Origin of the sequence: Streptomyces ruber (assembly GCF_014648075.1) — a bacterium.
Lineage (GTDB): Bacteria > Actinomycetota > Actinomycetes > Streptomycetales > Streptomycetaceae > Streptomyces > Streptomyces ruber.
In genome coordinates this window covers 634,291-656,367 of the sequence record NZ_BMQK01000002.1, presented here as the reverse complement: position 1 = coordinate 656,367, position 22,077 = coordinate 634,291, and the positions used below count along the sequence as shown (strand labels likewise).

Annotated in this window: 18 protein-coding genes and 2 pseudogenes; 7 read left to right on the top strand and 13 right to left on the bottom strand. The window is 72.4% G+C overall.

Annotated elements, in window-relative coordinates; genetic code table 11:
• Positions 1–286 precede the first annotated feature (286 nt).
• Positions 287–2,086: a gamma-glutamyltransferase gene (ggt, locus tag IEZ04_RS07375; protein ID WP_189215867.1), complete on the bottom strand. Its 1,800-nt coding sequence runs from the start codon at positions 2,084–2,086 to the stop codon at positions 287–289.
• 105 nt (positions 2,087–2,191) lie between these two features.
• Between ggt and IEZ04_RS07370 the strand changes: the two genes are divergently transcribed.
• Positions 2,192–2,926, top strand: a complete 735-nt coding sequence (locus tag IEZ04_RS07370; RefSeq protein ID WP_189215866.1) for a hypothetical protein — start codon at positions 2,192–2,194, stop codon at positions 2,924–2,926.
• A 123-nt stretch (positions 2,927–3,049) separates the two neighbouring features.
• Entirely contained in the window at positions 3,050–4,654 is a 1,605-nt protein-coding gene (locus IEZ04_RS07365) for an alpha/beta fold hydrolase (protein WP_189215865.1), read from the top strand.
• A 217-nt stretch (positions 4,655–4,871) separates the two neighbouring features.
• On the opposite strand, the gene IEZ04_RS07360 is transcribed toward IEZ04_RS07365, so the two are convergent.
• Positions 4,872–5,312: a DUF6278 family protein gene (locus tag IEZ04_RS07360; protein ID WP_189215864.1), complete on the bottom strand. Its 441-nt coding sequence runs from the start codon at positions 5,310–5,312 to the stop codon at positions 4,872–4,874.
• 170 nt (positions 5,313–5,482) lie between these two features.
• Between IEZ04_RS07360 and IEZ04_RS07355 the strand changes: the two genes are divergently transcribed.
• Positions 5,483–7,282 carry an SGNH/GDSL hydrolase family protein gene (locus IEZ04_RS07355; protein WP_189215863.1) on the top strand — a complete coding sequence of 600 codons (1,800 nt, stop codon included), beginning with the start codon at positions 5,483–5,485 and terminating at the stop codon, positions 7,280–7,282.
• Between the two features lie 48 nt (positions 7,283–7,330).
• Here the strand turns inward: IEZ04_RS07355 and IEZ04_RS07350 are convergent, their stop codons facing one another.
• The 3 genes from IEZ04_RS07350 to pcaDC form a co-directional block, all read right to left on the bottom strand.
• Positions 7,331–8,110 (bottom strand): exodeoxyribonuclease III, encoded by a 780-nt coding sequence (locus IEZ04_RS07350; protein ID WP_189215862.1) that lies wholly within the window; start codon positions 8,108–8,110, stop codon positions 7,331–7,333.
• 58 nt (positions 8,111–8,168) lie between these two features.
• Positions 8,169–8,804 (bottom strand): MBL fold metallo-hydrolase, encoded by a 636-nt coding sequence (locus IEZ04_RS07345; protein ID WP_189216045.1) that lies wholly within the window; start codon positions 8,802–8,804, stop codon positions 8,169–8,171.
• A gap of 70 nt (positions 8,805–8,874) precedes the next feature.
• Positions 8,875–10,182, bottom strand: a complete 1,308-nt coding sequence (gene pcaDC, locus IEZ04_RS07340) for a bifunctional 3-oxoadipate enol-lactonase/4-carboxymuconolactone decarboxylase PcaDC (protein WP_189215861.1) — start codon at positions 10,180–10,182, stop codon at positions 8,875–8,877.
• A gap of 841 nt (positions 10,183–11,023) precedes the next feature.
• Here pcaDC and IEZ04_RS07335 point away from each other — a divergent pair.
• Both IEZ04_RS07335 and IEZ04_RS07330 read left to right on the top strand, forming a co-directional pair.
• Positions 11,024–11,701: a DsbA family oxidoreductase gene (locus IEZ04_RS07335; protein WP_189215860.1), complete on the top strand. Its 678-nt coding sequence runs from the start codon at positions 11,024–11,026 to the stop codon at positions 11,699–11,701.
• Between the two features lie 30 nt (positions 11,702–11,731).
• Positions 11,732–12,288: pseudogene (locus IEZ04_RS07330) on the top strand (DUF6328 family protein).
• A 103-nt stretch (positions 12,289–12,391) separates the two neighbouring features.
• Here IEZ04_RS07330 and IEZ04_RS07325 read toward each other — a convergent pair.
• The 4 genes from IEZ04_RS07325 to IEZ04_RS07310 form a co-directional block, all read right to left on the bottom strand.
• Positions 12,392–13,084: an SDR family NAD(P)-dependent oxidoreductase gene (locus IEZ04_RS07325; protein ID WP_189215859.1), complete on the bottom strand. Its 693-nt coding sequence runs from the start codon at positions 13,082–13,084 to the stop codon at positions 12,392–12,394.
• 130 nt (positions 13,085–13,214) lie between these two features.
• Complete coding sequence (locus IEZ04_RS07320; RefSeq protein ID WP_189215858.1) at positions 13,215–13,538, bottom strand: putative quinol monooxygenase; 324 nt, start codon at positions 13,536–13,538, stop codon at positions 13,215–13,217.
• A gap of 66 nt (positions 13,539–13,604) precedes the next feature.
• Complete coding sequence (locus IEZ04_RS07315; protein WP_087788961.1) at positions 13,605–14,429, bottom strand: alpha/beta fold hydrolase; 825 nt, start codon at positions 14,427–14,429, stop codon at positions 13,605–13,607.
• Positions 14,430–14,589: 160 nt separating this feature from the next.
• Positions 14,590–17,349 (bottom strand): ATP-binding protein, encoded by a 2,760-nt coding sequence (locus IEZ04_RS07310; RefSeq protein WP_229820877.1) that lies wholly within the window; start codon positions 17,347–17,349, stop codon positions 14,590–14,592.
• A gap of 116 nt (positions 17,350–17,465) precedes the next feature.
• Between IEZ04_RS07310 and IEZ04_RS34645 the strand changes: the two are divergent.
• Positions 17,466–17,936: pseudogene (locus IEZ04_RS34645) on the top strand (DEAD/DEAH box helicase); the annotation flags it as partial.
• A gap of 69 nt (positions 17,937–18,005) precedes the next feature.
• On the opposite strand, the gene IEZ04_RS07305 reads toward IEZ04_RS34645, so the two are convergent.
• Complete coding sequence (locus tag IEZ04_RS07305) at positions 18,006–18,821, bottom strand: helix-turn-helix transcriptional regulator (protein WP_189215856.1); 816 nt, start codon at positions 18,819–18,821, stop codon at positions 18,006–18,008.
• A gap of 78 nt (positions 18,822–18,899) precedes the next feature.
• On the opposite strand from IEZ04_RS07305, the gene IEZ04_RS07300 reads away from it, so the two are divergent.
• A complete protein-coding gene (locus tag IEZ04_RS07300) occupies positions 18,900–19,616 on the top strand; it encodes an SDR family oxidoreductase (RefSeq protein ID WP_189215855.1) in 717 nt (238 codons plus the stop codon).
• Between the two features lie 399 nt (positions 19,617–20,015).
• On the opposite strand, the gene IEZ04_RS07295 is transcribed toward IEZ04_RS07300, so the two are convergent.
• The 3 genes from IEZ04_RS07295 to IEZ04_RS07285 form a co-directional block, all read right to left on the bottom strand.
• Positions 20,016–21,257: a low temperature requirement protein A gene (locus IEZ04_RS07295; protein WP_189215854.1), complete on the bottom strand. Its 1,242-nt coding sequence runs from the start codon at positions 21,255–21,257 to the stop codon at positions 20,016–20,018.
• A complete protein-coding gene (locus tag IEZ04_RS07290; RefSeq protein ID WP_189215853.1) occupies positions 21,254–21,613 on the bottom strand; it encodes a putative antibiotic biosynthesis monooxygenase in 360 nt (119 codons plus the stop codon). Before IEZ04_RS07290 ends, IEZ04_RS07295 begins: the two co-directional genes overlap by 4 nt.
• A gap of 144 nt (positions 21,614–21,757) precedes the next feature.
• Positions 21,758–22,072 carry an SDR family NAD(P)-dependent oxidoreductase gene (locus IEZ04_RS07285; protein ID WP_189215852.1) on the bottom strand — a complete coding sequence of 105 codons (315 nt, stop codon included), beginning with the start codon at positions 22,070–22,072 and terminating at the stop codon, positions 21,758–21,760.
• Between the last annotated feature and the right edge of the window lie 5 nt (positions 22,073–22,077).

Sequence of the window (22,077 nt, the reverse complement as noted above, 5' to 3'; positions counted from 1 at the left end):
GGCCGGCACCGAGACGGCCCCAGCCACCCGCCGACGGCCCCCACGGCGGCACCCGCCGGGGCGCTTACGATCGCCCGGCACCGGTGCCGGGTCACCGCTGAGCGGGGCGCCCCCCGGCACCGCCAACAGGCCGGAGCCTGGTCACGGGCCGGATCGGGGCCGGTTCCGGTCCGGGCGGCACCGGCAGGGCACCTGCCAACCGGCGACGGCCCCCACGGTGGCGCCGCCCAGGGGCGAACCGTTCCACGGTGCCACCGCCCGGCCGACGGCGGCACCGCCGTCACACCTACCGTTCCGGCCGTACCACCATCGCGGAGCCACCCCCGCGCCGTACCGTCTCCGCCGCGGCCAGCCACTTGCCGTTCGGCAGGCGCTGGACGCCGACCGTCGCGCCGATCTCCGGGTTCTCCTTGAAGACGTGGCCGACGGCCTCCAGCTCACCCTTCAGCGGGCTGTTCCACAGGCCGGGTTCGAGTTCGGTGGTGGCCGCGTTGCGCTGGCTGGCGCGCGGTGCGGCGATCGCGTCGACCAGCGGCAGCCCTCGGTCGAGGAAGCCGGTCAGCGTCTGCAGCACGGTGGTGATGATGGTCGCGCCGCCCGGCGAGCCGAGTGCCACCACCGGCCGGTCGTGCTTGTCCAGCACGATCGTCGGCGACATCGAGGAGCGGGGCCGCTTGCCCGGACCCGGCAGGTTCGGGTCGTGGACGGCCGGGTTCGCCGGGGTGAAGGAGAAGTCGGTCAGCTCGTTGTTGAGGAGGAAGCCGCGCCCGGGGACGGTGATGCCGCTGCCGCCGGTCTGCTCGATGGTGAGGGTGTACGAGACGACGTTGCCCCACTTGTCGGCGACCGTGAGGTGGGTGGTGCTGTCGCCCTCGTACGTCGTCGGGGCGGGCGTGCCCCCGGTCGAGCAGCGGCCCGGGTGCCGCGGGTCGCCGGGTGCCACCGGGCTGGTGAGCACGGCGTCGTCCTTGATCAGGCACTCCCGCGCGTCGGCGTACCGCTGCGACAGCAGCTCCTTCGTGGGCACGTCCTCGAAGGCGGGGTCGCCCACCCAGCGCCCCCGGTCGGCGAAGGCGATCCGGCTCGCCTCGATGAAGCGGTGCAGGTACTGGGCCTCGCTCGCCTTCGACAGGTCCGTGCGCTCCAGCATGTTGAGCGCCTGGCCGACCGTCGTGCCGCCGGAGGACGAGGGCGCCATGGAGTAGACGTCCAGGCCGCGGTACGAGGTCTTCGTCGGTGCCTGGTGCTCGACGCGGTACGTCGCCAGGTCCTTCGCCGACAGGTCGCCGGGGCGCGCCTCGTACCCGGAGTCCGGGTCCACGGGCGGCTTGTTGACGGTGTCGACGATGTCCTCGGCCAGTCCGCCCCGGTACAGGGTGCCGACGCCCTTGCGCGCCAGTTCCGCGTACGTACGGGCCAGGTCCGGGTTCTTGAAGGTGGAGCCGACCACCGGCAGCTCGCCGCCCGGCAGGAACAGCTCGGCCGTGTCGGGGAAGTACCGGAAGCGGGCCTCGTTGGACGCGGTCTGCGAGCGGAACGTCTCGTCGACGGTGAACCCGTCCCGGGCGAGCCGTTCGGCGGGCTTCAGCAGGGTGCCGAGGCTCCGGCTCCCCCATCGGTCCAGCGCCGCCTGCCAGGTGGCGGGCGTGCCGGGGGTGCCGACGCTCAGCCCGCTGCTGACGGCCTCGGCGAAGGGGATCGCCTTGCCGTCCTCCGTGAACAGGTTCTCGTCGGCGGTCCGGGGCGCGGTCTCCCGGCCGTCGATCGTCCGCACCGTACGGGACTTCGCGTCGTAGTGGACGAAGTAGCCGCCTCCGCCGATGCCCGCCGAGTAGGGCTCGGTGACGCCGAGGGCCGCGGCCGTGGCGACCGCCGCGTCGACGGCGTTGCCGCCCTTGCGCAGGACCTCGATGCCCACGGCGGAGGCGTCCGCGTCCACGCTGGAGACCGCGCCGCCGTGGCCGACGGCCACGGGTTCCTTCTCCGCGCCGCGCCCGGCGGCCGGCGGCGGCGCGGCCGCACCGACCGAGACCACGGCGGCCGAGACGGCCAGTACCGCGAGTGTGCGTGCGACAGGGCGTTGCATCCGTACCTCCAGTCGACGTGCGTCCGCGCAGCGTAACCCGCTTGCCATGGTCCCGTCAGGGTCACCGGGCGAGGGGGACGGCACCGCCCGCTAGCATGCGCGCCCATGACTGACGACGTGCGCAACATCGCCCTCGGAGTGATCGCGGCGGGCATCAGCGCCTCGCTGGGCTGGATGGCCCGCACCTACCTGTGGAAGCGCAGGCTCCGTCGCAGACAGGCGTTCTTCGGGCTGCCCGGCCACTCCGAGTCGCTGCTCGTGGTCAACCGCGACGCCGGCAGCCCCGACCTTGCGGTCCACCGCTACGACGTGTTCGCACTGCTGGAGCTCTCCGCCCTCATCAAGGACTGCGGGGCGCACGCCGACGTCGTCACCCAGGACATGGCGCGGCAGGGCTTCGGGGAGCGGACCGAGTTCTGCGTGGGCGGACCGGACTCGAACCGCCGTATGCAGGCCCACATGGGCGCCATGCTGCCGGGTGTCCAGGTGAACACCGACCGGGAAGCGGGCCCGGACCGGCTGGCGTTCACGATAGGCACCGAGCGCTACCGCATGGAGGCCGGGGTCACGGAGTACGTCCTGCTGGCCCGGATCGCCGCGGGCCGGTCGCGGCCGGTGTTCCTCTTCTGCGGCCAGCGCGCCATCACCAACCAGGCCGCGACCCGCTACCTCGCCCGCCACCACGAACAGCTCGCCCGCAAGCACGGCACCGGCACCTTCGTCCTGCTGCTGAAGGTGGTCAACTCGCAGGCGTACGGACCGGACGTGGTCGAACTGGTGGCCGATGTGACCCGGGCCGCGACGACCCCGCCGGCCCGGACACCGGCATCCCCTTCCTGACCACGCGCGTCGTTCACACCTCAACAATCGTTACCCGCACGTAACTTACCGACGGGTTACCTGCGGTAAGGAGCCACGGTTACCTTCTGGTCACTTTGCACTGACACGAGTGAGGAGTGACCCGTGGGACCTGGTGTCAGCGGCCGCGACGGCCGCAACGCCCTGCGCACGTCCGCCGTCGGTGCCGTCTCGGCGGCCCTGGTCGCCGGGACGATCGCCGGCCTGGCCCCGGCCGCCCGGGCCGCCCAGACCGCCGTGCCCGCCGCCTCCGCCGTCCGCTTCGTCGACATCACCGGCGACGGCGGCACGGTCCTCAAGGCCAACGTCGTCACACCGCCCGGCGCCGACAACTCCCGCGACTACCCCCTCGTCGTGCTGCCGACGAGCTGGGGCCTGCCCCAGATCGAGTACCTGGCCCAGGCGCGGCGGCTCGCCGCCGACGGCTACGTCGTGGTCGGCTACAACGTGCGCGGCTTCTGGCAGTCCGGCGGGTTCATCGAGGTGGCCGGCCCGCCCGACATCGCCGACGCCTCCAAGGTGATCGACTGGGCGCTCGCCAACACCCCGGCCGACGCGGGGAAGGTGGGGATGGCGGGTGTCTCGTACGGTGCCGGGATCAGCCTGCTCACCGCCGCGCACGACAGCCGTGTCAAGGCCGTCGCCGCGCTCAGCGGCTGGGCCGACCTCATCGACTCGATCTACTCCGGCCGCACCCAGCACTCCCAGGCGGCCGCCCTGCTGGGCGGCTCCGCGCAGCTCACGGGCCGGCCGAGCGCCGAACTCCAGGGCATACTCGACGGCTTCCTCTCCTCGGACCTGGCCAAGGAGCAGGAGATGCTCGACTGGGGCGCGAAGCGCTCCCCCGCCACCTACGTCGACCGCATCAACGCCCACGGCACGGCGGTCATGCTGGCCAACGCCTGGGGCGACTCCCTCTTCCCGCCCAACCAGTACGCCGACTTCTACGAGGAACTGACCGGCCCGAAGAGACTCGCGCTGCGCCCCGGCGACCACGCCACCGCCGAGGCGACCGGGCTGCTCGGCCTGCCCAACGACGTGTGGACCGACACCGAACGCTGGCTGGACTTCCACCTCAAGGGCGAGGACAACGGCGTCGGCCGCGAGCAGCCGGTCCGGCTGAAGTCCCGTTCCACGGGCGCCTGGGAGGGTTACGCGGACTGGAAGTCCGTCGGCGCGACCAGCCGGAAGATCGACCTGGCCGGCACCACGACGATCGACGCGAACGTCAACTCGGGCGCCGACGGCGGGGTCATCTTCCTCTCCAGCCTCCTCGACCAGCTGGTCAAGCTGCCCCCGACGGCGTCGATCCCGTTGCTGCCGCGGCGTCACGCCGCCGTGTGGCAGTCGGAGCGCCGTGCGACGGTCCAGCAGGTGCGCGGCACGCCCCGGCTGCACACCACGCTCACGAGCACCGAGTCGAGCGGCACCCTCGTCGCCTACCTGTACGACGTGGGGCCGCTCGGCCTCGGCAAGCTGGTCACCAGCGCGCCGTACACCTTCCACGGGCGGACGCCGGGCCGGCCGTTCGGCGTGGACCTGGAGTTGTTCTCCACGGCCTACGACGTCCCGGCCGGGCACCGGCTCGCCCTCGTCGTCGACACGGTCGACCCGCTCTACATCGAGCACAACCCGACCGGCGCGCAGCTGACCTTCTCCTCGCCGCAGAGCGATCCCTCCTATGTGGCGGTACCGCTGCGCGAGCAGTGATCTCCGGCTGCCGCCGGGCGGGCCTGGCCCTGTGAGCCGCTGCTCTCCCCCACGGCCTCCGGACCGCCGGGAACCCCACCGGGCAGCGACGCCCTGGCACGGCCGGGGCGCTCACCAGGGTCCCGGCCCGCACAGGGCTGAACGGCTCATCGTAGTCGACGTCCCGGCGGCGGGACGGAGGGGTGTTCGACCGGGCGCGCGGGCCGGCCGCCGCCCACTACCCCTCCGCCACCTCGGCGTACACCCAGGAGAGCTCGGGAACTCCGCTGACCGCCCACTCGTGTCCGGCGGCGACCACGTCGATCTCGCGGCCGGAGGCGAGCCGTACGACCGGCTGGCCGCCGGACCGGAGCGCCCAGCCGGCGCCGGGGACCGTGCGGACCACGACCGTCCCCAGGTAGAGCCCCGCGTCGTTGCCGAGCCAGGACAGCAGTTCCTCGTCGTCCCGCCAGCGCGGCACGAGCTGGTCCACCGCCTCCAACGAGGCGGCGCTGTCGTCGAGTTCGACGCCCGCCCGGTTCGCCTGCGCGCGCAGCAGCTCGCACTCGGCGAGGAGGTCCGCGAGCCCCGCGTGCTCGGCGGCCCGCCCGGAGAACACCGCGACACCGAGGGCGGGACCGCGCTTCTTGCGCCAGTTGCCCAGGAAAGAGATGTTCATACGGCCAGCGTGTCATCCGGACCACCCCCCGCACCACAGGCGCGCGGGACCGTGCGTGTCGTGACGGCGACGGAGCGTTCGCGCGGGATTCGCGCCGGGTTCGAGCACGCCTCGTTGACGGATTTCTGACGACTCCTTAGTTTCGGGGCGCACCTGTCATCTCAGAGGTCATGGGCGTGATCGTGGGAGAGGGGCCGGAAGTGCTCAGACGTGTGTGGGGTACGGCGCTCGTGCTCGGCCTGCTGGCGGCGACCGCGCCGGTGGCGACCGCGCGGGCCGAGACGGCGGAGGCCCGGCCGCTGCCGCTGGAGCGGCACTTCGACAACCGGGCCGTCAGCGACGACGACCACCCGGGCGAGGCGGACTTCGACGGCTCGGGCGGCTCCCTGTCCGCCCAGGACCTGGCGGCCGCGGGCTGGACCCCCGGGCGGGACCTGACCGTGCAGGGCGCCCGGCTGAACTGGCCCGCCCGGAAGGCGGGCGAGCCGGACAACGCCCGCGCCGACGGGCAGTCCGTACGCGTACGCGGCCGGGGCGACGCCCTGGCCTTCCTCGTCGCGGGCACGGGCGGTGCCCCCGCGAGCGGCAGGGGCACGGTCCGGTACGCCGACGGCACGCGCTCCGTCTACCGGCTGACCGCGCCGGACTGGCGCACCGGCCCGCTCGCCACCAAGGCGGTCGCGCTGCCGCACGTCAACGGCCCGGACGGCCAGGCGGTCGAGAAGGCCCGGCTGTACGTGGTGACCGTGCCGGTCGCACGCGGGCGCGAGGTGGCGTCGGTGTCCCTGCCGCGCAACCGTGACCTGCACGTCTTCGACCTCGCGGTACGGCCCGCGGCGCACGGCTGGACCGGCACCTGGTCGGCCGCCACCTCCGGCTACCAGTCCGTCGGGCCGTGGACGGACCGCACGCTGCGGCTCGTGGTGCACACCTCGGCGGGCGGGCCCCGAGTGCGGATCCGGCTCGACAACACCTTCGCCGGCGCCCCGGTGCGCATCGGGAGTGCGACGGTCGCCGTGCGCGCCGAGGGCGCGAGCTCGCGGGGCGCCCCGGTGCCGCTGTCGTTCCGGGGCGCCGGGAGCACCGAGATCCCGGCGGGAGCGCAGGCGTACAGCGATCCGCTGGCCTTCGACGTGCCACGGGACAGCGATCTGCTGGTGAGCTTCCATCTGCCGGGGACGGTCACGGCCGCGCCCACGCACCGGCTGGCGATGCAGACCTCGTACGTCAGCGGACCGGGCGACCACGCGCGGGACGGCTCGGCCGCCGCGTACACCTCGACGATCACCTCGTGGCCGTTCCTGACCGGGGTCGACGTGGGCGGCGGGCCGGGCTCCGTCGTGCTCCTCGGGGACTCGATCACGGACGGCGAGAAGTCCACGCCGGGCGCGAACCGGCGCTGGCCCGACGTGCTCGCCGACCGGCTGCGGGCGCAGCGCGCGGTCCCCCGCTACGGGGTGCTCAACCACGGCATCTCCGCGAACCGCGTGGTCGGCGACCGTTACCCGGGCGACGGGGTCTCGACCGAGACGGGCGGGGTCGACGCCCTGCACCGCCTGGACCGTGACGTCCTCGCGCAGACCTCCGCCCGGACCGCCGTCGTCTTCCTGGGCGTCAACGACGTCCGCTGGGGTGCCACGTCGGAGCAGGTGATCGCCGGGCTGCGGGAGATCGCCGCGCGGAGCCACGCGCGGGGACTGCGGGTGCTGGCGGCGACGATCGTGCCGTGCGAGGGCGAGGCGCGCTGCACGGCGGCCGCCGACACCGAGCGCCAGGAGGTGAACGCGTGGCTGCGGGGCCGGGGCGCGGCCGCGTTCGACGGTGTGCTCGACTTCGACGCGGTGATCCGTGATCCCGCTCACCCGTCGCGCATCCTCCCGGCGTACGACAGCGGGGACCATCTGCACCCGGGTGACGCGGGGCTGGCGGCCCTGGCGGAGTCGGTGGACCTGCGGATGCTGCGGGGGTGAGGAGCGCCGCCGAGGGGGCCGCCCGCCTCCTCGGCAGCGGCTGTACGGCTACACGTCCAGGTCCACCACGACCGGCGCGTGGTCGGACGCCCCCTTGCCCTTGCGCTCCTCGCGGTCCACGTAGGCGTCCGTGACGGCCTTCGCGAACGGCTCGTTGCCGTACACCAGGTCGATGCGCATGCCCCGGTTCTTCGGGAAGGCCAGCTGGCGGTAGTCCCAGTACGTGTAGGGGTGGTCGTACTTGAGGGGGCGGGGGACGACGTCCGTCAGGCCCGCCTCGCGCAGGGCGGCGAGGGCGGCGCGCTCCGCCTCGGTGACGTGGGTGGAGCCCTCGAAGGCCGCCCGGTCGAAGACGTCGTCGTCCGTCGGCGCCACGTTGTAGTCGCCCATCACCGCGAACGGGCGGCTGCCCGTCGCGTCGCCCGCGACGGCGGCCCGCAGCGCCTCGAACCACTGGATCTTGTACGCGTAGTGGGGGTGGCCCACCTCACGGCCGTTCGGCACGTACACCGACCAGACGCGGACCGGGCCGCAGGTCGCGGAGACGGCGCGGGGCTCCTCGGCGCCCTCGTAACCCGGGTCGCCGGGCAGCCCCCTGACCACGTCCTCGAGGCCGACGCGGGAGAGCACCGCCACGCCGTTCCACCGGCCGGTCGCGTTGACCGCCGCCTCGTAGCCCAGCTCGCGCAGCTCACCGAACGGGAACTTCTCCTCGGCGATCTTGGCCTCCTGGAGGCACAGCACGTCCGTGCCGCTGCTCTCCAGCCAGGCCAGCAGCCTGGGCAGACGGGCGGTGATCGAGTTGACGTTCCAGGTCGCGATGCGCATGCGTCCCAACCTACCCGGAGGGTACGACAACGCCCTCCGCCGCGGTCGGCCGGCGGGGTCAGACCTCGGCCGACGCCCCCGGGGCCAGCCGCTGGTGGTCCGCGCCGCCCAGGGCGCCGATCTGGTTGTCGTACGCCGGCCGGGCGAGGTCGGTCAGCAGGGCGTCGTGGATGTCGTACGCGCGCTGCGGCTTCACCTCGCGGACGTAGTCGATGACCTCGGAGATCTTGTTCCAGGGGGCCATGACCGGGAGCATCAGCGTCTCGACGGGGCGGTCGGGGACGGTGAGCGCGTCGCCCGGGTGGAAGACCCGGCCGCCGTCGATCAGGTAGCCGACGTTCGTGATGCGCGGGATGTCCGGGTGGATGACGGCGTGCAGCTCGCCGTGGACCTGGACGTCGAAGCCCGCCGCGGTGAAGGTGTCGCCGTGGCCGACCGTGTGCACGCGGCCGGGGAAGGCGGCGGAGATCCTCCCCGCGACGGACCGGTTGGTCCAGATCTCGGCGGCCGGGTTCGCCTCCAGGGCCGCGCGGAGCCGTCCCTCGTCGAAGTGGTCGGGGTGCTCGTGCGTGACCAGGACGGCGTCCGCCCCCACGGCGGCGTCCGCCTCGCTGAACCCGCCGGGATCGATGACGAGCGTCCGCCCGTCCTTCTCCAGCCGTACGCAGGCGTGCGATTTCTTCGTGAGCTTCATACGGTCCATCCTGCTCCTCCTCGCCGGGACGGCGAGGGCCGGGGCCGGGGCCGGGCGGGGCCGGGTGCTCTCACTCCTGCGGGGTCGTCTCCTCCTGGATGACCCGCTGGGCCACCCTGAAGGCGCTGTTCGCGGCCGGGACGCCGCAGTAGACCGCCGCCTGGAGCAGCACCTCCTTGATCTCCGCCGGGGTGAGCCCGTTGCGCAGGGCGGCCCGGGTGTGGGCGGCGAGCTCCTCGAGGTGGCCGCCCGCGACCAGTGCGGTCAGGGTGACGCAGCTGCGGGTGCGCCGGTCCAGCCCCGGCCGGTTCCACACCTCGCCCCAGGCGTACCGGGTGAGGAACTCCTGGAAGTCCCCCGAGAAGTCGTCCGCGGAGGACAGCGCCCGGTCGACGTGCGCGTCGCCGAGCACCTCACGGCGGACCTTCAGCCCGGTGTCGTACGGGTCGGACCGGCCGGCGCCCTCGGGCTGCGCGGTGGCGGGGGCGATCGCGGCGACGGGTCCGGCGGCCGGCGGCGGGACGGCGACCGCCGCTTGCGGGACGGCGGCCGGAGGGATGGCGACGTGCCCGGTGGCCGTGTCGTACCCGGGCACGGGCTGCCAGGCGGAGGAGAAGTGCCGTACGAGCAGGTCCGTGACCGCGACGGGCTGTTCGACGGGGACGAGGTGCGAGGCGCCGGGGACGACGGCGAGCCGGGCGTCCGGGATGCCCGCGACCAGGGTGCGCGCCTCGGCGGGGCCGGTGACCTGGTCGTCGGAGCCGACGAGGACCAGGGTCGGCACGCCGACCCGGCCGAGTTCGGCCCGCACGTCGAACACGGCGAGCGCCTCGCAGGCCGCGATGTAGCAGCCGGGGTCGGTGGTGCGCACCATCTGCACGGCCCACTCGGTGATCGCGGGCTGGGCGGCCGCGAAGCCGCCCGTGAACCATCGCTCGGGCGAGGTGCGGGCGATCGGGTCGAGGCCGTTCGTCCGTACGATCACGCCGCGCTGCCGGAACTCGTCCGCCGTGCCGAAGCGCGGCGAGGCGGCGATCAGCGCGAGCGAGGCCAGGCGTTCGGGGTGGCGCAGCGCGAGCTCGATGCCGATCGCGCCGCCGAGGGAGCAGCCCGCGTAGCCGAAGCGCTGGATCCCGAGTCCGTCGAGGGTGGCGAGCAGCCGCGCCGACAGCTCGGCGACCGAGCCCGCCGGGTGCGCGGGGGCACCGCCGTGGCCCGGCAGGTCGAACCGGACGACGCGCCACTGCTTCGCCAGCTCCGGGATCTGGCGGTCCCACATGTGCCATGTGGTACCCAGTGAGGGACCGAGGATCAGGACCGGGGCCTCTTCTGGCCCGTCAAAGCGGTATTGCAGGGTGTTCGACGGTGTCTCACTCACGCCCCAGACCCTCTCACGTCTCACAGTTCCTCCTCCAGCTCACGGACGTTCTTGCGCAGAGCGGCGTTCTCCGCCTCCAACGGCGTCGGTGGCTGCGCCGACACCTCCGTCCGGCGCCCGCGGGCCGGCTCGCACCGGCCGCCCTCACCCAGTTCCGCGAAGTCTCCGGGTTGCTCCCCAGATCGGCAGTGACCTGCCTGATCGTCGCCTCGGGCCGCGACTGGTACGGCGCGACCGAGTCCGCCTTGGACTGCGGCGGACAGTTCTTCATGACCACAAGATGTCCGTTCTCGAATCCTCAGGATCCAGTGTCTCGTGCATCCAGGATCAAGGGCCAAGGTCCACGCCCTTCTGACCGTCGGTGCCCTTCCCGGACGGGCCTGCCGGGCGGGGGCGGCCGTCAGCGCTCCGGGCTGGTTCACCCTGGCGGTCGCGGGCCTGGCCGGAAGCCACCACGTTGCGGCGGATTCCCGGGGCTGACCCGTCCGCAGCACCACCTCCCCCGACCGCAACAGGGGAACACGTTCCGGGATCGAAACTGCTCCGCTGGGTCCACACGCCAGGGGTGAGACTCTTTCGACCGCCGTCGGGTCAGGTCGGGAGCGGATGGTCCGGTCAGTGTGGGGTTTGTGCCGGGCCGGTAGTCCCCGCCACCTCGACGTGCCTCTGCGGTCGGCGGTTTCTGGTCGGTACCGGGCCGGTCGCCGTCTCACTGCACACGCCGCGCCGGCCGGTCCGGCGATCCGGACGGCAGTGCCGGCCCCGAGCAGAGGGGTACTCCTGGGGACACGTATCAGGGCGCAGCCGGTCAGCGGTGCGGCCCCGGAACGGAGGAGAGGTCATGACGATCGAGGTGGCGCCGGGCACGCTAGTCGTCTACACGGACGTGGCGTGCGCGTGGTCCACGGTGGGGCTGGCGAGGCTGTACGCCGCCCGGGAGCGGGCGCGGGCGCAGGACCAGCTTCGGGTGGAGCACCGTCTTTTCCTGTTGGAGGACGTCAACCGCTTCCCCATTCCGAAGCGTTACCTGGACGCCGAGATCCCGGTCGTGGGGCCCCTGGCTCCGGAACTCGGCTTCAAGCCGTGGCAGCAGGACCCGTCGGCCTGGCCGGTGACCGTCGCCCCGGCGAACGAGGCCGTGCACGCCGCGAAGGCCCAGTCGTACGCGGCCGCCGAGCAACTGGACATGGCGCTGCGCCTCGCGTTCTTCCGCGACAGCCGCTGCATCTCGCTGCACCACGAGATCCTCGACATCGCCTCCGGCTGCGACCGGGTGGACACCGACGCGCTGGCCGAGGCCCTCGACACGGGAAGCGCGCGCGGGGCGATGATGCGCGACTACCGAGAGCACCGCGACGAGGTCCAGGGCAGCCCGCACTTCTTCCTCCCGGACGGCTCGAACGTCCACAACCCGGGCATCGGCCTGCGCTGGGAGGGTGATCCCGGCGCAGGCCATCCCGTGGTCGAGGACGACGATCCTGGAGCCTACGACGCGCTCGTCCGCCGCGCGCTGGAATGACGCCTCGTCCCGGCCACGAAGTCGTCGTACGTGGCGTCCTCGTCGGCCGAGCCGGCGGAGGAGGAGACCGCTCGCTGCGCACACCACGACGGCCACGGCCCGGGGTCGGATGCCGAGGCGCCGGAGTCCCCGCGTGAGCGGGTCAACCGCCGCTGGAACGAGGTCCTGCAGGAGACGCGGGTCACCCAGACCGGTGTACAGATCCTCTTCGGCTTCCTGCTGAGCGTGGCCTTCACCCCGCTGTTCAACTGGGGACGGTGGACCACGTCATCTGCGTCATCACCGTGGTCCTGGGCGCGTCGGCCACGGGATCTCTCATGGCACCCGTCTCCATCCACCGTTTCCTGTCCGGCCAGCGTATGAAGGACGAGGTGGAGGCAGCCTGCCGCCTGATGATGTGCGGCATGGTCCTGCTCGCGCTGACCATCGGCTGCACGCTGCTGCTCATCCTGCGTTTCGTGGTCCCCGGTGTCCTCGCCGAAGTACTCGTCGGCGGGGTCATGCTGTGGTTCGGCCTCTGCTGGTACGTGCTGCCGCTGCGCCTGCGCCACCGCGCCGCCCGGCGCTCCCCCACCGACGACGCGTAGGCGCCCGGGGCGCGAGGCGGGCAGGGCGTCGTGACCGGATGCCGGAGCAACGGGCAACACGGTCCGCCTCAGGTGCGCGGCCTGAAGGCCGGGCCTGCCGCCGTCACCAGGGGAGTGTGCCGGCGCGGTCGGTGACCGTGCCGGTGGGCGTGTCGGGCCCCAGGGTGGCGATACGCACCGCCGCCTCCGCGCCCTCCTCGACGCTGTGCCCGATGTGGCCGGTGAACTCGGTCGCGGTCTGGCCGGGGTCCACCGCGTTGAAGCGGACGTCGGGGATCGTCCTGGCGTACTGCGTGGTCAGCATGGTGACCGCGCTCTTCGACGAGCCGTAGGCGGCGAGCGGATACTGCGACTCGACCCGCTCCGGGTCGTGGGTCAGCGTGAACGACCCCAGACCGCTGGTGACGTTGACGACGGACGGGGCGGTCGCTTTCCGCAGCAGGGGCAGGAACGCGTGCGTGACGCGCACCAGGCCGAAGACGTTGGTTTCGTAGACGTGGCGGATCTGGTCGGCCGTCATGTCCTCGGGTGCGGTCACTTCGCCGAGGATGCCGGCGTTGTTGATGAGAATGTCCAGGTGGCCGACCCGTGCGCGCAGCGTCTCGACCGCCGCGTCGACCGACGCGTCGTCGGTCACGTCCAGCTGGACGAAGCCGGCGCCGAGCCGGTCGGCGGCCTTGCGTCCGTTCCCGGCGTCCCGGGCTCCGATCCAGACCGTCTGGCCCGCCTGGACGAGTCGGCGCGCGATCTCGTGGCCGAGGCCCCTGTTGCCGCCGGTGATCAATGTGGTGGTCACGTCGTGTCTCTCCTGTGCGTGTCGTCGGAGCGGGTGCTCCCGGAAAGCGGTCACCGGGAGCACCCAGGGGGTTGGTTTCGCGGCGGTGTGCTCCGTCGGCGTCGACCCCGACGTCGGCGGGCGCCCTGCTCTAGTGGGCGGGGCGGAACGGACGCAGCAGGCGGATGCCGTCCTCGATGGATCCGTCGATCAGTTCGAGCATCTGCGGGACGAGTTCCCGCATCCGGGGCGCGGCGAGGTGCGCGTCGAGGTGGGCGCGTGTCTCCCAGCGTTCGTAGATGACGAACTCGCCGGGTCGGCCCTCGACTTCGTGGGACTCGTAGTCGATGTTGCCGGGGTCGTTGCGCGAGGGGGTGACGGCGGCGGTGATGAACGCCTTGAGGTCATCCTCCCTGCCCGCCTTCGCCTTCGCGTCCCAGACGACGGTCACGTAGCCGGTGTGTGTTGCGGTCATGGTGATTCCTTCTCTGTTCCGTGTTGTGTTCCGTGCTGACGGGCTGTGTGTCGGTACCGAGCCGGGTCAGCTTTTGATGAAGTCGAGGAGGTCTGCGTTGACGGTGTCGGCGTTGACGGTGCACATGCCGTGCGACAGGCCCGGGTAGACCTTCAGGGTCACGTGCTCGACCAACGTGACCGCCGACCGGGCGGAGTTGGCGATCGGGACGATCTGGTCGTCGTCGCCGTGCAGGAGGAGCGTGGGCACGTCGATCGCCCGGAGGTCGTCGGTGAAGTCCGTCTCCGAGAACGCTCTGATCCCCTCGTGGTGCGCCTGCGCGCTGCCGGCCATCCCCTGGCGCCACCAGTTCTGGATGATGCCCTGGGAGACGTCCGCGCCCGGACGGTTGAACCCGTAGAACGGCCCGGAGGCGATGTCGAGGTAGAACTGGGAGCGGTCGGTGGCCACGCCCTCGCGGAAGCCGTCGAAGACCTCCACCGGCAGCCCTGCGGGGTTGGATTTCGTTTGGACCATGAGCGGCGGGACCGCTGCGATGAGGACGGCCTTGGCAACCCGGCCGGCACCGTGCCTGGCGACGTACCGGGCGACCTCTCCGCCACCGGCGCAGTGGCCGACGTGCACGACGTCGCGCAGGCCGAGGTGCGCCACCACGGCGGCGGCGTCCGCCGCGTAACGGTCCATGTCGTGCCCGTGGCCGACCTGGGCGGAGCGCCCGTGCCCGCGGCGGTCGTGGGCGACGACGCGGTAGCCCCGCCGGACGAGGAACAGCAACTGGGCGTCCCAGTCGTCCGAGCTCAGCGGCCAGCCGTGGTGGAACATGACCGGTCGGCCCGAGCCCCAGTCCTTGTAGAAGATCTCGACTCCGTCGCCGGTGGTGACGAACGGCATGGTCCGCTCCTCGTGGTCTCGCCCGGGTACCGGGCGGATTCGATGTCTCCACGAGAATGGCTCGGCCACCGTGCCGACAGCCTCCGTCAGCTGACTGACATCCGGCCGACGGCTCGCTTACGTCAGTACCGGGGCAGTGCTGAGACCCGACCGGTGGCTCTCACAGCCGGGTGGCCGGAGGCTCGGGAGGCAGCGCCTCCAGAGCGTCGCGGAGCCCGGCCCGCGACGTGATCCCCAGCTTCGGGAACACACGGTAGAGATGCGACGACACGGTCCGCGGCGAAAGGAACAGACGCGACGCGATCTGCGGGTTCGACAGCCCCGTCGCCGCCAGCCTGGCGACCTCCAGCTCCTGCGGGGTGAGGGCATCGCCGGCCTTGCCCCGGCCGGTCCGCGTCATCCCGGTGGCGCGGAGCTCCGCCGCGGCCCGGGCCTCCCACGAACGCGCTCCGAGCTCCTCGAAGCGGCCGCGGGCGGCGGCCAGCTGCACCCGGGCCTCGCGGTTGAGCCCCTGACGGCGCAGCCTCTCGCCGTACGCCAGATGAGCACGGCCGACCTCGAAGGGCCACTGCTCGACGCCCGGCAGCCCGAGTGCCTCCTCGAAGCACCGGACCATGTCCTCGGCAGCCGATGTCATCGCCGTGACCGTGGCCGCGCTCAGCGCGAACCGCGACGAGAGGTGACCGACACCGGCGCAGCGCAGCGCGTCCGCGTGCCGTCGCGCCTCCGCGTGCCGCCCGGAGCGCACGGCGGCCTCGACGAGGTCCGGCGCGGACCACACGGCCTCGGGGTTGAACGCCGGCAGCACACCCGGGGCGCAGATCGCCGTGGCGTGCCGGAACGCCGTCTCGAAGTCGGCGGCGCCGAGGGCCGCCCGGGCCGCCGCCTGGTGGGCGCAGTTCTCCAGCCGCCGCAGGCCCCTGGGACCCGACCACTCCCAGATGTCCTCGCAGTGCTCCCGGCACGCGTCGAGGGCGCCGCGCTGGGCCGCGGCCATTGCAGCGACGTAGTGCCCCACCTGGGCGAACAGGTGGTACCCCGTCTCCTCGGACAGTGCGATGAGCTCGTCCGCGGCGCCGGCCGACGCCTGCCACCGGCCGACGTACAGGTCGTCCAGGGCGACGAACATCAGGGCCGGCATGCTCGATCCCACCGCGCCGCCGTCGCGTATGACCCGGGACACGGCCTCGCGACAGCCCGGAAGCCGGTCGAGGTACGAGGCGGTCAGGGCGGTGCGGATGACCACGTCGGCGTCACTCTGGTCCCTCAGCCGCGCGATCTCCTCGTCCAGGCGGCGCAGCATGCCGTCGGTGACGGAGCCGAGGTCGTGGTGGACGCGCCCCAGCGACGCCGCGGCGGCGGGCGCCGCCTCGGGGACCCGGGCGAGCACGTCGACCAGAGGTCGCCAGTGCTCGGGCCGGCCCGAGTACTGGCTGACGAGGGTGAGGGTGAACAGCGCGGTCTCCAGCTCCTCATGCGGCGGTCCGGGCATCACCGGGGCCTGCTCGACCGCCTCCATCAGGAGTGCATGGGCCGTATCGGCGTCGCCTTCCGTGACGAGCACCAGGAAGCCGGCCGTCGCGGCCGCCGAGAGCGACCGGGCCGCCGGATTGCCCTCGACCTCACGCATGATCTCGTGGCTGACCTCCAGATGGCCTGTGACCCAGGCGGCGGCATAGGCGGCCTGCGACAGGCGGCGCCTGCGGTCCGCTCGGTCGGTGCTCAGCTCGGCCGCGCGCCGCAATCTCGCGATCGCGCCGTCGGCGTCACCGCGCCGCAGGCTGCTCCGGGCCGCGGACTCCACGACGGCGGCGACCGCCTCGTCGGGCGCCGTCGTGGCTCTGGCGAGGTGATCACCGCGCCGCTCGGGCTGGTCGGCCAGCGCGTCGGCCAGCCGGCGGTGGGCGCCGCGCCGCTGTTCACCGGTGGAGCCGTCGACCACCGCGGACCTGACCAGCGGATGCCTGAAGCGCACCGCGCGGCCGTTCTCCGTGACCATGACCAGGTGGTCACGCTCCGCGGGAGCGAGTTCCTCGAGGCTGCCCGGCCCGCCGGCCGCCTCGAGGACGCCGATGTCGCCGGAGCCCTCAAGAGCCGCGAGCAGCAGTACCTCACGCGTTCCCCGCGGCAGTCGTCCGACGCGGGCGCCGTACAGAGCGCGGACATCCCGCCCCGGGCCGCTCGCCCGCCCCGTCCCTTGGCCGTGTCGGTCGCCGGACACCCCGGTGGACCCGGCGAACTCGAGCAGCGCCAGGGGATTTCCCTGCGCCTCGTGGGCCACGGTCGAAAGAATCCGGCGGGGAAGGTGAGCGAAGCGTCGGGACAGCAGCCGCAGGGCGTCCGCGTCACCCAGCGGCGCGACCTCGAGCTCCGGCAGACCGGTGGACCGGAAGGATTCGCCGGACTCCGCCCGCTGCGCTCCGAGCAGCCCGATGCGGCGGCCCCCCAGTCTTCTGGCGACGAAACCCACCGCGGCCCGGCTCGCCTGGTCGACGACATGAAGGTCATCGACCACGAGGAGCAACGGCCGCTCCTTCGCGGCCTCGTCGAACAGGGACAGTGCCGCGTTCAGGACGGCGATCCGGCTCGGCGCGGGACCGGCGCCGAGACCGAGGGCGACCTCGAGGGCCTCCCGCATGGAACGCGGCAGACGACCGAGCTCGTCCGGCAGCGAGCCGACGAGCTGATGGAGCCCCGCGAAGCTGATGTCCGTCTCGTACTCGACACCGCTCCCGCGGACGACCCGCACTCCCTTCGCCACCGCCAGCTCGGCGGTCGCGTCCAGGAGTGCCGTCTTCCCCACGCCCGGATCACCGGTGAGCAGCAGAACAGCTCCGTCCGTCCCGGCCATGTCCAGGAACGCCGCAAGCTCGGCGAGCTCGCCCTCCCGGCCGACCAGCCCGGTCGGGCCGACGCCCATGCCTGTCCCTGACTTCGCCCACATCCGCCGCGTCCCTCGTCCTGCCTCGCGAAGCAGTCGAAACACTAGCCACGCGCCTGACCAGGAAGTATTGCACCCACCGGCAAACGGAGCCTGAAGCCATCTGCTTCGCCGACACCCGCAGCTCCCAAACGAAGATCATGCAGAACACCCGTCGGGCGCTGCAGCCCCACCGCAACGACAGCACCAAGGGCGCGCGGATCATCGTGCCGGTCTTCCTCCCGCCCGGCAAAGACCGGCCGACACGGTCGCCTCCGCCGCCTACCGCCCCCTCGTCGCCGTCCTCCAGAGGCCTGCGCAGTCATGATGAGACTCGTCGAGCAGCTCGCCTCCCGCGCCCACACCAGCGGACAGCGCACGATCCACGTCCGACGCGACGAAGACGACGGATCATCGGCGCCGGCACCGGCGGCAAGGACGACGGCGAAGACCAGGAACACTACGACGCCGACGCCGCTGCCGAGTCCGCCCTGCTCCACTTCTCCACCCCGCGCGACCCAGCGACCATCGCGGCCTTACTGCGCACCCGGGTCCACCGACCCGGATCCCTGATCTGGCCGCAGGGCTGACAAACCCTGCGGCGCTGGCGAGCCGAGAACGAGATCACCGGCCTCTACGCCGTCCCATCCTTCGTCTCAGGTTGCTTGCCTGGCCAGCCTGCGCAGGGCCCGCACGGCAGGTGATCCGGGGTCGGCCGTCATCAGGACGACCTCCTGGTCGTCCTCGGGCACGAGCAGGACGTCGCAGTTCAACCGCAGCGCACCGGCCTCCGGATGGTCCAGGGTCTTGGTGCGGTGCCCGGGAGCGTGGACCGGATGTGTCTGCCAGATCTGCCGGAACTCCTCACTGCCCTCGTGCAGTTCGGCCAGCAGGGCGGCCAGCTGCGGGTCGTGCGGGTAGCGGTCGGCGGCCCGGCGCAGCCGCGCCACCGCGATGTGTCCGAATTCCTCGGCGCCGGAGCTCTCGTACGTCCGCCCCTGGCCCAGGAAGCGGCGGCGGGCCAGGTTCGTCGTCCCGTCTCCGAGGTCGGCGCCGAGCAGTGCCTGGGCCAGGGGGTTCCAGGCGACGACGTGGTACGCCGCGTCAGTGACGATGGCACCGGTCTCCGGCAGCCGGTCCAGCATCCGGGCCACGTGCGGGCGCACCCGCCGCACGGCGCTGGTGCCGGGCGGCGCGGTCGAACCCGCCAGGCGGAACAGGTGGCTGCGCTCGGCCGGCGTGAGCCGCAGCGCGCGGGCCAATGCGTCCAGGATCCGGGCCGACGGCCGCGGTCCCCGGGCCTGCTCCAGCCGCGTGTAGTAGTCGACCGACATGTGGGCGAGCTCCGCCACCTCTTCGCGGCGCAGGCCCGGTGTGCGGCGGGCGGTGCCCGTCTCCGTCAGGCCGATCTCGTGCGGACGCAGGGCCGCCCGGCGGTCCCGCAGGTACTGGGCCAGCTCCTGCCGTGCCATACCGCCTCCCGTCTCCTCCCACTGCCTGGTACAGACTGTCCCTGGCCGAGCGCCTGCGACCAGGGAAGCGTGGTTGCCATGAACAAACGCACAGCTCTGGTCACCGGTGCCAACAAGGGCATCGGCAAGCATATTGCCCGGCTGCTCGCCGCCGAGGGCCTCACCGTGTACGTGGGCTCCCGCGACCCCGGGCGTGGGCAGCGGGCCGTCGAGGAGATCGGCGCCGGGGCCCGCCCGCTGGTCCTCGACGTGAGTGATCCCGACGGCATCGCACAGGCCGCGGCTCAGGTGGACCGCTTGGACGTGCTGGTCAACAATGCCGGCATCTCGCTGTCACTCGCCCCGCCGGCCGGCACCGGCGTCGAGGAGTTCCGGCGCACGTACGAGACCAACGTGTTCGGGGTAGTGGCGGTGACCAACGCCTTCCTGCCCGCCCTGAGCCGGTCGCCGCGCCCGCGCATCGTCAACATCTCCAGTGGCACCGCGTCGCTGACCTGGAGCACGAACCCCAACCCCCAGTTCACCCCGGGAAGCGGCGGCGCCGCTGCCTACCGGTCGTCCAAGGCCGCCCTCAACGCCCTCACCGTCTTGTACGCCCAGACGCTCGCCCACGACGGCTTCAAGGTCAACGCGCTCGCTCCTGGCCTGCGGGCCACTGATCTCACTCCCGGGGCCGCCGCTGCCGGCGGCGACCCGGCCGAGGCCGCCCAAGGTGCCCTCCGCCTGGCCCTGCTGCCGGACGACGGCCCCACCGGTGGCTTCTTCTCCTGGGACGGAACCCCCGTGCCCTGGTGACGAGTCATGGGAGGCGTCGGGGACGGGTGCCCCAGCGGTGGTGACCCGTGCCCGGCGAATCCGGCTGCGGAGGACCTGCTGCTCGGGTCCGAGCCGGCCGTAGGCGTACCGGAGAAAGTCGCCCTGGGCCTCGCCGTGCAGGCCGGTGCCCGGTTCGTCGAGCAGGCGTGGGCACCGACTCGGCGGTGCCCACGGCGCGTACGGTCGCGTGGGTCACCGCGTCCGCGCCCCGCCGTGAGGACGTTGTCCAGGGCCGGCGGGTTCGCGGTGCCGAGCGGGTGCGTCCGGCGCCGTCGGCGTGAACAACGTGTCGCCGTCGTTGAGCAGGTGCACCGGGCGCACGGCACGGGCGCCGTCGTACGCCGTGCCGGCCAGATTTCCGCGGCGGCGAGGGTTCCCTCACAGAACTGGCACCGCGACGCCTTCCTCGCCCATCCCGCGCTCCGGGCTCGCCCCGAGCGCCGTCAGCGTCACCCCGGCTGCCACCGCCAGCGCCGCCACCAGCCCCGCCGCGAGCACCGCCCAGTGACCCAGGAACGTACAGACGACCACCAGCAGCGCCGTGGCCGGCAGCACCGACTGCTGGGCGATCCCCACCTTGTAGAAGCGCGAGTGCAGCGCCCACACCGTGAGCAGGAACAGCGCTGTCGGCAGCGTCACCGCTGCCGACGCCGACAGCGCCGAAAGGTGCGTCCTGCCCACCGCCTGCTCCACCGCCACCTCCAGGCCGGCCCCGATCGCGGCACCCGAGACGAGGATCAGGTAATGGCCGTAGCCCCAGAGGAAGGACTGCCGGTTGGACCGGAGGTGCCCGTGGATGGGGACCGCGAAGTACACCCACCAGGCGGCGAAGATGATCAGCAGTCCGCCGGCGGCAATGGGCAGCAACTCACCCAGGGCCTCGTGCTCGTCGATCCCCGACTTCACGGCGACGGTGGCCGCCGCGATGGTCTCGCCGAGCACGATGAGCGTGAGCAGCCCGTACCGTTCGGCGATGTGGTGGGGGTGCCAGGGCGTGGGGTGAGCCCGCTCCGCATACAGCGGTACGGCCATCTCCAGCAGCGCCATCACCAGGAAGACCCACGGGCGGCCGGCCTCCGGCAGGGCCAGTAGCCCCAGCCAGCCGATCTGGCACAGCCCGATGGCGTACCGCAGCGCCATCGTCCGCTCGGGGCCCTGGCTCGACCGCGCCACGCGCAGCCACTGCGCCGTCATGGCGAGCCGCATGATCACATAGCCCAGGATGACGACCAGGTACGCGTGTTCCTCGAACACCTGGGAGACGCCTGCCGTCAGGACGAGCACGCCGGCTATCTGGATCAGCGTGACGATCCGGTACAGCACGTCGTCGTTGTCGTAAGCCGAGGCGAACCACGTGAAGTTCATCCACGCCCACCAGATGGCGAAGAAGATCATCAAGTAGTTGAGGATCCCCTCGCCCGTGTGTCCCTCGGCCATGGCGTGCACCAACTGGGCGCCTGCCTGGGCTATGGCCACGATGAAGCACAGGTCGAAGAAGAGCTCCAGTGAGGAGACGCCGCGGCGGGTCTCGTCGCGGCCTCGCGCCGTGAGCCTGCGCAGTGGTCTGTGGTGTGCGGGCGCCGCGGAGCACACCGGCGGCGGAGCCGGGCTGCTTGTCATCTGGTGAGCCAAGCTCCGAAATGCCGCTGCAGTCGGGGATTGATCTGCCAGACCATCGCTGCTGCCGCCGCCGGGACGAGTACAGCGAGTCGCACCGGCAGGTACAGATCCTCCAGAACAGGGTTCGTGGCCAGGCCCAGCAGGACGATGGTGGGGTAGATACCGCACACGGTGAGGAGCCACAGCTTCCAACGCCGGACGGCGGCCGGAACGGTGGGGCCGAGCCGGGGTTCGGCGTTCGCGGACGCGTTCCGGCTCTGCTCCCGGAGCGTGTGCCGGATGTCTGTCACTGCCGGTGGGCTCGGCAGTCCGGGATCGTCGGCACCGTAGGCATGGGAAACGGTTCTCTCGTTCATGGACCACTCCACATCGAAATGCTGCGTATCGTTTTGATTCCATCGGTTCCTGCGCGACCGAGGCGATGGTGGCGCTGCATGATGGGCTGCCCGCGCGCAACAGCGGCAGCAGTTGCCGGGTGGGCAGCACAGGGCTCAGATGTCTCACCGCCAGCCGCTGCCGGTATCCGTCTGCCGGCATGCTTCGGATGGTGCCGTTCCAGGTGAAGCCAGACCCGCGTTGTCGACCAGCAGGTCGAGGCGACCGTGCCGTGCCGCCACTTCGGCCGCGGGTCGCTGGGTCTCGGCCGGAGCGGACAGGCCGGCGATGTACTGCCCGGCCCCGAAACGTTGCGCGACCGGCACCGGTCGCTGCGGGTCACGACCGTGCAGAAGCAACTGGTGCCTGGCTTCCGCAAGCTCCTCAGCCAGAGCGAGACCAGGAGCGTTCGTCGCTCCGGTGATCAGAATCGAGGCCATGGTGC